At 32.4% G+C, this 10,593-nt stretch carries 11 protein-coding genes; all 11 read left to right on the top strand.

Features of this window, described 5'->3' with window-relative positions; all coding sequences use genetic code 11:
* Nucleotides 1–173: 173 nt before the first annotated feature.
* The 11 genes from V5784_RS03465 to V5784_RS03415 all read left to right on the top strand — a co-directional run bounded on the left by V5784_RS03465 (nt 174) and on the right by V5784_RS03415 (nt 10,542).
* Nucleotides 174–827, top strand: coding sequence for a GntR family transcriptional regulator (locus tag V5784_RS03465; RefSeq protein WP_336887659.1), 654 nt, complete (start codon nt 174–176; stop codon nt 825–827).
* Between the two features lie 418 nt (nt 828–1,245).
* A complete protein-coding gene (locus V5784_RS03460; protein ID WP_336887658.1) occupies nt 1,246–2,559 on the top strand; it encodes a 2-hydroxycarboxylate transporter family protein in 1,314 nt (437 codons plus the stop codon).
* Between the two features lie 199 nt (nt 2,560–2,758).
* Nucleotides 2,759–4,144 carry an oxaloacetate decarboxylase subunit alpha gene (locus V5784_RS03455; RefSeq protein ID WP_336887657.1) on the top strand — a complete coding sequence of 462 codons (1,386 nt, stop codon included), beginning with the start codon at nt 2,759–2,761 and terminating at the stop codon, nt 4,142–4,144.
* Nucleotides 4,145–4,157: 13 nt separating this feature from the next.
* Entirely contained in the window at nt 4,158–4,463 is a 306-nt protein-coding gene (locus V5784_RS03450) for an OadG family protein (protein WP_336887656.1), read from the top strand.
* A gap of 18 nt (nt 4,464–4,481) precedes the next feature.
* Nucleotides 4,482–4,826, top strand: coding sequence for a biotin/lipoyl-containing protein (locus tag V5784_RS03445; protein ID WP_336887655.1), 345 nt, complete (start codon nt 4,482–4,484; stop codon nt 4,824–4,826).
* Between the two features lie 10 nt (nt 4,827–4,836).
* On the top strand, nt 4,837–5,949 hold the full coding sequence (locus V5784_RS03440; protein ID WP_336887654.1) for a sodium ion-translocating decarboxylase subunit beta: 1,113 nt from the start codon (nt 4,837–4,839) through the stop codon (nt 5,947–5,949).
* A 23-nt stretch (nt 5,950–5,972) separates the two neighbouring features.
* Nucleotides 5,973–6,239, top strand: a complete 267-nt coding sequence (citD, locus tag V5784_RS03435; protein WP_336887653.1) for a citrate lyase acyl carrier protein — start codon at nt 5,973–5,975, stop codon at nt 6,237–6,239.
* A complete protein-coding gene (locus V5784_RS03430; protein WP_336887652.1) occupies nt 6,239–7,135 on the top strand; it encodes an aldolase/citrate lyase family protein in 897 nt (298 codons plus the stop codon). Before citD ends, V5784_RS03430 begins: the two co-directional genes overlap by 1 nt.
* A gap of 13 nt (nt 7,136–7,148) precedes the next feature.
* The gene (gene citF, locus V5784_RS03425) at nt 7,149–8,708 is read left to right on the top strand and encodes a citrate lyase subunit alpha (protein WP_336887651.1); all 1,560 of its coding nucleotides are present in this window, start codon (nt 7,149–7,151) and stop codon (nt 8,706–8,708) included.
* A gap of 110 nt (nt 8,709–8,818) precedes the next feature.
* Nucleotides 8,819–10,132, top strand: coding sequence for a sodium:solute symporter family protein (locus tag V5784_RS03420; RefSeq protein WP_336887650.1), 1,314 nt, complete (start codon nt 8,819–8,821; stop codon nt 10,130–10,132).
* A gap of 56 nt (nt 10,133–10,188) precedes the next feature.
* Complete coding sequence (locus tag V5784_RS03415; RefSeq protein ID WP_336887649.1) at nt 10,189–10,542, top strand: hypothetical protein; 354 nt, start codon at nt 10,189–10,191, stop codon at nt 10,540–10,542.
* The last annotated feature ends 51 nt before the right edge of the window (nt 10,543–10,593 follow it).

Below are 10,593 nucleotides of genomic sequence, written 5' to 3'. Positions count from 1 at the left end.
TTCAGAAATACCAGATGATGAGTTAGAAAGAACTGTAGAAAGAATTAGAAATAGACCGCGAAAAGTATTAAATTATTTTACTGCAAATGAAGTTTTCCTTGAAAATATGTGGTGGTGTGCTTGACAAGACTCACCGCCAATAATATCTTAAATATAAAATAGAGGGGCCCTAAATGATAATTCAAAAAAGCAAAAGAATGAGAGAATTAGTATATGATCAATTAAAAGCATTAGTTATAGATGGCACACTGCAACCAGGAAGTCGAATTATAGAAACTGATTATGCAGAAAAATTTCAAATAAGTAGAACACCTATAAGAGAAGCTATTCGAATGTTAGAATTAGAAGGTCTTGTAGAATCTCAATCAAAAGGTGGAGTCACAGTAACTGGAATTAATAAATTAGATATAGATGAAATCTATAAGATAAGAATTGCACTAGAAGAAGTAATTCTTAAAGAAGTTATATTACAGGCAAATTCTGATGGTATCCAAAAATTAGATGATCTCATGAAAGAAACTAAAAATCTTCTAAATGATGAAAATAGAATGAACGATGTATTTGATCTTTTTTCATCATTTAATGATCTTCTTTATGAAATAGCAAAACTAAACAGAGTTACAGAAATGATTAAAAATTTAAATTTTTATATGAAAAGATTTAGAAAAATGGCTATAGATAGTGGGGCACGAAAAGAGATTGCATTTCAGGATCATAAGGCTATTGTAGAAGCAATAAAAGAAAAAAATATTATAAAAACTTTAAAACTCAATAAAATGCACTTAGAAAGATCTAGGAATTTTATTATTAATATTCTTTTAAAATAAATAAAAGCTATAATGTGTGATTTCTTCTCTTTGAGTCAACATTTTATAGCTTTTTTTAATATATATATATTAAAAAAATTACTATGTTAATATTCCCTCAATAAACCCCACAATTGAAAAATAACCTTGAAATTTAAACGATAAGATTGAAAACAAAACAAAATTTGACAAGTTTTGTTTTATTGAGTATAATTACCTTGGAATAAGAATCCTGTATACAATATACAGAATTTTTGAAGAGGAAGTTCAATATCATATCGATGTTTAAATTAAGTTTTAAACCGGAATACCAGATTCAAAAACTGTTAGAATCTGTGTTAACTCTAAAAATTTTAGATAAAAATTTATTCAATCTAAAATTTGGGGTAAATAATGGAATTTAAATTTAGATTTAAATGTAATTATTTAGGAGGGAAAAATGGAAAAAGCAATAAGTATTCAAAATAAAAAATCAGGAATTAAGGTGTTTGGAATGTCAATCCAATTATTCTTACTTCCATTAGTAGCAGTATTATTAGTTCACTTTACAGATTCATTACCTACAGGTATTGTAGGAGCATTAGGGTTTTCATTTGTGTTTGGAGCTGTATTCGGAGAGATCGGAGACAGATTACCTGTATTTAAGGAATATATCGGTGGTGCACCAGTTTTAATATTCTTAGCAGCAGCATTCTTTGTATACCAGGGTTGGTTTACAGAAAGAGAAATAGAAATAGTAACTCACTTCATGAAGAAGACAAAGTTCTTAACTCTATATATCATTGTTTTAATGACTGGTTCAATCTTTGCAGTTAATAGAAAGTTACTATTAAAGTCTTTAGTAGGTTATATTCCAACTATCTTAGTAGCAGTAATAGGGGCATCGATTATGGGAATCTTAGGTGGTTTCATCTTTGGAATTTCTCCAAAGGACATCATGATGTTATATGTACTACCTACAATGGGTGGAGGAAACGGAGCAGGAGCAGTACCACTAGCTGAAATCTATGAGGAGGCTACAGGAAACTCTAAGGAAGCTTACTACTCATATGCAATCGCAATATTAACAATCGCTAATATCTGGGCTATCATAGTAGCAGCATTTCTGAATAAGCTAGGTAAGAAGTACCCAGCATTATCAGGTGAAGGGGAGCTTGTAAGAGTTGGAAACCTTGAATTAGAAGAGGATGAAAAAGTAGAAGTAACTCCAAGAGATATGGCAGTAGGATTTATAGTAGGTCTTTCAGCTTATATGATTGCTACTTTCTTAAATAAAAATGTTGGTATCTTATCTGGAATTCATACATATGCATTGACAGTATTACTTCTAGTGGCATTTAATGGATTTGGAATTATCCCACTTTCTATAAAGCAAGGAGCAGGAAAGTTCCAAAAGTTCTTCTCTAAGCAGCTTACTTGGGTTCTTATGGTAGGAGTAGGAATAGCTTATACTGACTTAGGGGAAATTATTTCTGCAATTACACCAGCAAACTTAATTATCGCATTAATGATAGTTATAGGAGCTACTGTTGGAGCAGGTGTTATGGGTCATTTAGTAGGGTTCTATGCTATTGAATCTTCTATCACCGCAGGTCTTTGTATGGCAAACAGAGGAGGATCTGGAGATATAGAGGTATTAGGAGCATCAAAGAGAATGAACCTAATCTCATATGCACAGATTTCATCCAGACTTGGTGGAGGACTTATTCTTATAATTGCTTCGATAATATTCAAAATGTTCGCTAAAGGTTAATTAAATTTAAATAGTTAAATGAAAGTCAAGAATTTTTTCTTGGCTTTTATTTATGAAAAAAGAAAGTTTTTTAGATAAAACGTATTGTTATCAAACAATATATTGTAAAAAAAACATTGACAAAAGAAACTTTAAAAAGATATAATCAATTGTCTAAAAAAATACTGTATACAATATACAGCATGAAGGAGGTAGTAATTTGAAAAGGTTAAAGATAACAGAAACAGCGCTTAGAGATGGTCATCAGTCTCTAATTGCCACCAGGTTAAAAACAGATGAAATATTACCAATCCTTGAAAAAATGGATTGTGTTGGATATCACTCTTTAGAAGTATGGGGTGGGGCAACATTTGACGCTTGTATAAGATTTCTGGATGAAGATCCATGGGAAAGACTCCGAGAAATAAGAAAGAGAGTTAAAAATACAAAATTACAGATGCTTTTAAGAGGTCAAAATTTACTTGGATATAGGCACTATGGGGACGATGTAGTTGAAAAATTTGTAGAAAAATCTATTGAAAATGGAATTGATATTATAAGAATATTCGATGCTTTAAATGACTATCGAAATATTAAAACTGCCGTAGATGCAACAAAAAAATATGGTGGGCACTGTCAAGTGTGTATGGCATATACAACAAGTGAGATACATACTGTAGATTATTATGTTGAAAAAGCAAAAGAGATCGAAGCTATGAAAGCTGACTCTATATGCATAAAAGATATGGCGGGAATTTTACTTCCAGAAGTTGCCTATGAATTAATCACAAAAATAAAAAAAGTAACATCTATACCAATTGAGCTTCATACTCACTGTACTTCAGGGATAGCTTCGATGCTCTATATGAAAGCTATAGAAGCTGGAGTAGATATAATAGATACTGGTATCTCACCATTTTCTGGGGGGACAGCTCAGCCGTGTACCGAAGTATTTGCAGAAATTTATAAAGGTCATGAAAGAGATCCTAAATTAAATTTAGATCTTTTATCCGAAATAGCTGATTATTTTAAACCAATCAAGGAAAAATATAGAGCCGAAGGACTTTTGAATCCAAAGGTAATGGATGTTGAACCTAAAACAATTAAATATCAAGTTCCAGGGGGGATGTTATCAAATCTTTTATCACAACTTGAAGGACAGGGAGCTGCTGATAAATATGAAGCAGTGTTAAATGAAATTCCCAGAGTAAGAAAAGATTTAGGTTTTCCACCTTTAGTTACCCCTCTATCTCAGATGGTGGGAACACAGGCTGTATTTAATATACTAACAGGATCAAGGTATAAGGTAGTTCCAAAAGAAATAAAAGACTATGTTTTAGGAATGTATGGTCAAGCACCTGCAGAGTTAAATGAGGAAATAAAAAAATTGATAGTTAAAGATGAACAACCGATCACCCATAGGCCGGCAGATGATATAGAACCGGAATTTGAAAAACTTACAATGGAAATTGGCGATTTAGCAAAATCAGAAGAAGATGTACTTATGTATGCCTTATTCCCTGAGATAGCTAGAAAATTTTTAGAAAAAAAAGGCAAGCCTCAAGTGGAAGAAATAGAGGAGTACCATATCAACATAATAGTTTAAGGTGGTGAAAAAATTGATATTTCAAGCACAAATGACCTTTCCAGAGGGGTTACAACTAACGGCAATAGCTATGACAATAGTATTTATCTTATTATTTGTTTTATCTTTAATTTTGGGATTATTTAAATATATCCCTCAAGAAAAACAAAAAGTAGTACCTCAGAAAAAAAGACCAACAGTCGCAGCAGTAACAGGTGTAAATTATAGTGAATTAGAATCTGATGAGGATATGATGGTAGCAGCACTTGTAGCTTCTATGGAAGCAGCAGGGGAAGAAAAAGATACTAATTACAAAATAACTAGAATAACGAAACTATAAACGGAGGGTTATTGAAAAATGAAAAAAATATATAAGATAAAAGTTAATGGGAAAGCATACGAAGTGGAATTACAAGAGATAAGTTCGGTACAAGGTGAAATAAAAGCAGAAACAATAGGTCAGTCAACACCAATATCTATAGCAACCGGAGGAGAAAGTGTCACTGCACCAATGCCTGGTGTGATTATAGATATTAAAGTTAGTAAAGGTGATAGTGTTGCCAAAGATCAGCTAGTCGCAGTTCTTGAAGCTATGAAGATGGAAACTGAAATTTTTGCGCCGAATGCCGGAACTATAACAGCGGTTAATGTGGAAAAAGGTGCGCAAGTTAATTTAGGAGATACAATAGTATCTTTAGGATAGGAGGGAGAAAATGCTAGAAATTATAACACAATTTATAGGGAGTTCAGGCCTTTCTCTTTTAAATATGAAGCAAGTAATAATGATGATGATTGCATGTGTATTTTTGTACCTTGCAATAAAAAAAGGTTATGAACCTTATTTACTGATACCGATAGCATTCGGAATGTTAATGGTTAACCTTCCAGGCTCTGCCTTGATGGATGAAGGAGGATTATTTTACTATTTATATAAGGGTACAAAATTAGGAATCTATCCACCATTAATTTTTTTATGTGTAGGAGCAGGAACAGATTTTGGACCACTCATAGCTAATCCTAAAAGTTTATTATTAGGAGCAGCAGCACAATTTGGAATATTCTCTGCTTTTTTAGGAGCAATTTATCTTGGATTTTTAGGACCAGAGGCAGCAGCAATAGGAATAATAGGTGGAGCAGATGGACCAACAGCAATCTATTTAACTTCAAAATTAGCACCTCATTTATTAGGACCAATAGCCTTAGCGGCGTACTCATATATGGCACTGGTTCCTATTATTCAACCACCAATAATAAGAGCTCTTACTACAAAAGAAGAGAGAAAAATAAAAATGGAACAGGCAAGACATGTAAGTAAAAAAGAAAAAATAATATTTCCTATACTTGTAACTGTTTTAGTTGTATTATTACTTCCAAGTTCTGCACCTTTAGTCGGGATGTTAATGTTTGGAAATTTAATTAAAGAATCAGGAGTAGTTCCTAAATTAACAGAAGTTGCTTCAAATTCTTTGATGTATATGATTACAATTGTATTAGGATTAACTGTAGGAGCAACAGCTGATGCAGAGAACTTTTTAAATCCTCAAACATTAAAAATTATAGCTTTAGGTCTTGTAGCATTTTCAATAGGAACAGCAAGTGGAGTAATTTTTGGAAAAATAATGTGCAAATTATCAGGAGGGAAAATAAATCCTATGATAGGAGCAGCAGGAGTATCGGCAGTACCTATGGCGGCAAGAGTTGTTCAAAAAATAGGACAAGAGGAAAACCCTCAAAACTTCTTACTGATGCATGCAATGGGACCAAATGTAGCAGGAGTAATTGGTTCAGCAGTAGCAGCAGGAATATTACTCAATGTGTTTAATTAACAATTAATAAAGGAGATGTCAAAATGATAGGTATTTGTGGAAATGAAAAAGCATCTGATGCAGTTGTAACTGTTAATTTAGAGGCTCAAGGGAAAACAGTGGAAATAAAATCTAAACTTAAAGGAATGTTTGGAACTCTTATGGAAAAAGCAGCTATGGAAGCTTTGGATGAACTTCAGATTGAAAATGCTCATGTTAAAGTTGAAGATTTTGGAGCTTTGAATTTCATAATAAAAGCAAGAACAAAAACTGCAATTAAGAGAGCTATAAATGCTGGAGGTATAAATTGATGAAAAGATTAAGAAGAACTATGTTATTTGCACCAGCAAGTAATCCTAAATTACTTTTTAACACATCTATTTTCAAACCAGATTGTATTTTATTTGATTTGGAAGATGCTGTGAAATATGATGAAAAAGAAGCAGCTAGAGATCTATTAGTAGAAGCTCTAAAAGCTGTTGATTTTGGAAATTGTGAAATATTTGTAAGAATAAATCCTTTGAGAACTCCTTTTGGAGAGAAAGCTCCTTTTGGAGAATTAGATGTAAAGGCATTAGTTCCAGCAGGTCTTACTAGAATGAGACTTCCTATGTGTGAAAAGCCAGAACACATAGTGGAATTGGATCAATTATTAAGTGAAGTGGAAAAGGAAAATAATATAGAAGCAGGAACTGTAAAAATTCAAGCATCTTTAGAAACGCCTCTAGGTGTCATGAATGCTTTAGCTATCGCACAATCTTCTGATAGAGTTGTGTCAATTTCATTCGGTGCAGAAGACTTCACAAGAACTCTTGGAACAGATAGAACTAAAGCAGGAACTGAATTATTCTATGCAAGATCACAAGTATCTATGGCTGCCTCAATAGCTAAAGTTGACGCAATTGACACTGTATGGTCAGATGTATCTGACATAGAGGGCTTTCGAAAAGAAGCTGAATCGGCTAAAAATTTAGGATTTGCAGGTAAGTCTTGTATTCACCCATCTCAAATAAAAGTTGTGCATAATATATTTACACCATCTATGGAAGACGTAAATAAATCTATTGAAATACTAGAAGCAGCTAAATCAGCTAATATAGAATCTGGAGGAGTTATAACTGTAAATGGTAAAATGGTAGATATTCCTGTAATTGCTAAGGCAGAAAGAGTTGTGAGTCTAGCTAAAGGTGCAGGGTTGATTAAATAATTTGGAGGATAAAATGAAAAAAGAAATTTTTATTAATAGAGCTGGAAGAGAAATTCCTACTTACATAGAAGGTTACGGAGATGTTAAAGGATATGAGGGACCTTTCGCAGTTGAACCAACAGGGGAAAAATATGCACCTCAAAAATCTGGATCTAAACCAGGACTTAAAAAAGTTCTTTCTAATTTAAAGGAAGCTATCCAAAACTCAGGTCTTAAAGATGGAATGACAGTATCCTTTCATCATCATTTAAGAAATGGAGATTATGTATTAAATATGGTTATGGATGAAATTGCAAATATGGGAATTAAAGACATAACTATCTGTGCTTCATCTCTTACAAAAGCACACGAGCCTTTAGTAGAACACATTAAAAATGGAGTAGTAACTGGTCTTGAAACTTCAGGATTAAGAGGTAATATCGCAAAAGAGATAGCTAAAAATAATATCTTAGGAAAACCTGTTATTTTTAGAAGTCATGGGGGAAGAGCTAGAGCAATTGAAGCTGGAGATGTAAAAATCGATGTAGCTTTTATAGCAGCTCCAACATGCGATACTATGGGAAATATGAATGGTAAAGATGGAAAATCTGCTTTTGGTGTAATGGGCTATCCTATGGTCGATGCTAAATATGCTGCAAAAGTAATAGCTATCACTGATAACTTAGTAGCCTTTCCTTTAGTAGACGTTTCAATCTCAATGTCTGACGTAGATTATGTAGTAGTAGTAGATTCTATCGGAGATCCCGAAAAAATAGCTACAGGAGCTACAAGAGTTACTAAAAATCCAACTGACCTTTTAATTGCTGAAGAAGCTGCAAAAGTATTGGTTGCCTCAGGTTTAGTTAAGGATGGATTTGCATTTCAAGCCGGATCTGGTGGAGCTTCATTAGCTGTTTGTAAATTTTTAAGAGAATATATGGAAAGCAATCAAATTAAAGGTTCATTTGCAGCTGGAGGAATAACGGCTTATCTTGTTGAATTATTAGAAGCAGGATTATTTAATGCATTGTTAGATGTTCAAACTTTTGATGGAGCAGCAGCTTCTTCTGTAGATAGGAATAGAAATCATGTAGAGATGTCAGCGTCAACATATGCTAATCCTCATAATAAAGGATGTTCAGCTCACCAACTAGATATGATGATTTTATCTGCAACAGAGATTGATACAGATTTTAATATTAATTCAATCACAGGTTCAACAGGAATCATTATGGGAGCTCTAGGTGGAGCACCTGATACTGCAGCAGGAGCTAACTTAACAGTAGTTGTAGCCCCTACTATGAGAAAAAGAATTCCTATTATTTTAGATAAAGTTACTAATGTAGCTACTCCGGGTGAGACAATAGATGTTTTAGTTACTGAAAGAGGTATTTGTATAAATCCTAGAAGAACTGATTTAATCGAAAAAATGGAACTTGCAGGGATAGAACTTAAAACAATTGAACATTTAAAAAATGAAGTAGAGATACTTACAGGAAAACCAGAAAGAGTATCTTACGAAGATACAATAGTAGGTATTATAGAATATAGAGATGGAACTGTATTAGATGTTATAAGACAAGTTAAAGCATAAATAAAAGGAGGCTTTGTGCCTCCTTTTATTTATATATATATATTTTAATATATATATGTTACAACATTAATATTTGTTATAATTAATATTTGTTATATAGGAGGGGTTGAATGAATCAGATAATTTTAAGTTTATATTTTTTTATAGTTATCTTTATAGGATATAGTTCTTATAAAAAAATAAGGGGATCAAAAGATTATTTTATAGCTGGAAAAAATGCCGGTGTAAGGGAAGTTGCTGGAAGTCTTTTGGCAACAGTATTAGGAAGTTCAGCAATTATAGGAAGTGTTAATTTTTCCTATGCCAATGGATGGGCTGGATCTTGGTTTATGCTCTGTGCTGCTTTAGGTCTTTTAGGTCTTTTGCCTTTGGTAAACAAGTTAAATAAATATAATAGTTACAACCTTCCAGAACTCCTGGGAGAATTTTATGGGGATGAAGTAAAAAATCTTTCGTCCGTTATTATACCTATTGCATGGATAGGTATAGTTGCGGCACAAATTATGGGATCTGCTAAGATAATTTCTATTTTTGTGGATATGAATTATTCTACTGCAGTTATTATAAGTGGTTTAGTATTTATTGCCTATACCTTTTTAGGTGGACAGCTCTCCATTATTAAAACAGATTTTATTCAATTTATATTTATAATAGCTGGAATTATTCTTTGTTTTACTTATATCTTAAAAGATGGAGGAAATATGAGGGGGATGGGGCTGATCAATGAAAAATTTGGTTCTTTAGATCTTTTTATTATGATCCTTACCTATTCATCTACTTTCTTGGTGGGGCCGGATATTTACTCCAGGATATTTTGTGCAAGAGATGAGAAGACAGCTAAACAAGCAATAAAATTATCCATTGTAATTTTAATCCCATTGGGATTTATTCTGGCAGGGATAGGAGTTTATGCGAGTTCAAACTACGGGATAGATATAGTCAATGGATCGGTGTTGATGTTTTTAGCAGACAGAGTATTACCTCAGCCAATAGTAATCTTGCTTTATTTTGGACTGTTATCAGCAGTTATCTCTTCAGCAGATACAACCCTGCTTACAGCCTCTTCTACCTTTGCTCAAGTCTTTATGAAGGACCTAAGGGAAGAAAACGCTATTAGATTAACCAGAGTATTTGTTCTTATTTTCGGTTTGTTTTCTATATTGATAGCATTAAATTTTACCTTTATATTGCCGACATTGCTACTTGCTTTGGCGGTTTATTCAGGAGCTTTTATAGTTCCTTGTCTAGCAGGAATTTTAGGATATAGATGTGAAAAAAAATATGCTATATTAGGAATTTTGTTGGGAGGAGGTTTGGCTCTCTATGGTAAATTAATGGGGGGAACAGCAGGAAATATGGTAATTATTTCTTCTTTTTTGATTAATTTTATTGTATTAACTATTCCAAAATTAAAAAAAGTATAAAAATATCATGAATTTTATAAAAGAATATTATTAAAAATTATAAAAAGGAGAAATATATGAATAAAATTAATATTAGGGATTTTATTGATGGAGAAATAACTCCAGAAGAAGCTTTAGCTCTTACTAAAATTAAAGGTCCTCAACTTATGGAATTATTTACAGTTGCTAACGAAATAAGAGAAAAATATTGTGGAAATAAAGTTCATACCTGTACTATTTCAAATGCAAAATCTGGTAAATGCGAAGAAGATTGTAAATTTTGTGCTCAATCAGTTCATTATAATACTAACGTAACCACCTATGATCTAAAAAATAAAGGATATAATGGTCGTATAAATTCATACAAAGAGTGTTTAACCTTAAGCAAAAAAATAGGGTATAATTTAAGAAAACAATATGGGGGATTTTGATTATGAATACACGAAAAACTTACTCTTCTAAGTTTAAATTTAAGATTGTTT

The sequence above is a fragment of the Psychrilyobacter sp. genome (assembly GCF_037132775.1).
Classification (GTDB): Bacteria; Fusobacteriota; Fusobacteriia; order Fusobacteriales; family Fusobacteriaceae; genus Psychrilyobacter.
The sequence above is the reverse complement of the archived record's forward strand: the minus strand, read 5'-3'. Positions and strand labels throughout refer to the sequence as shown.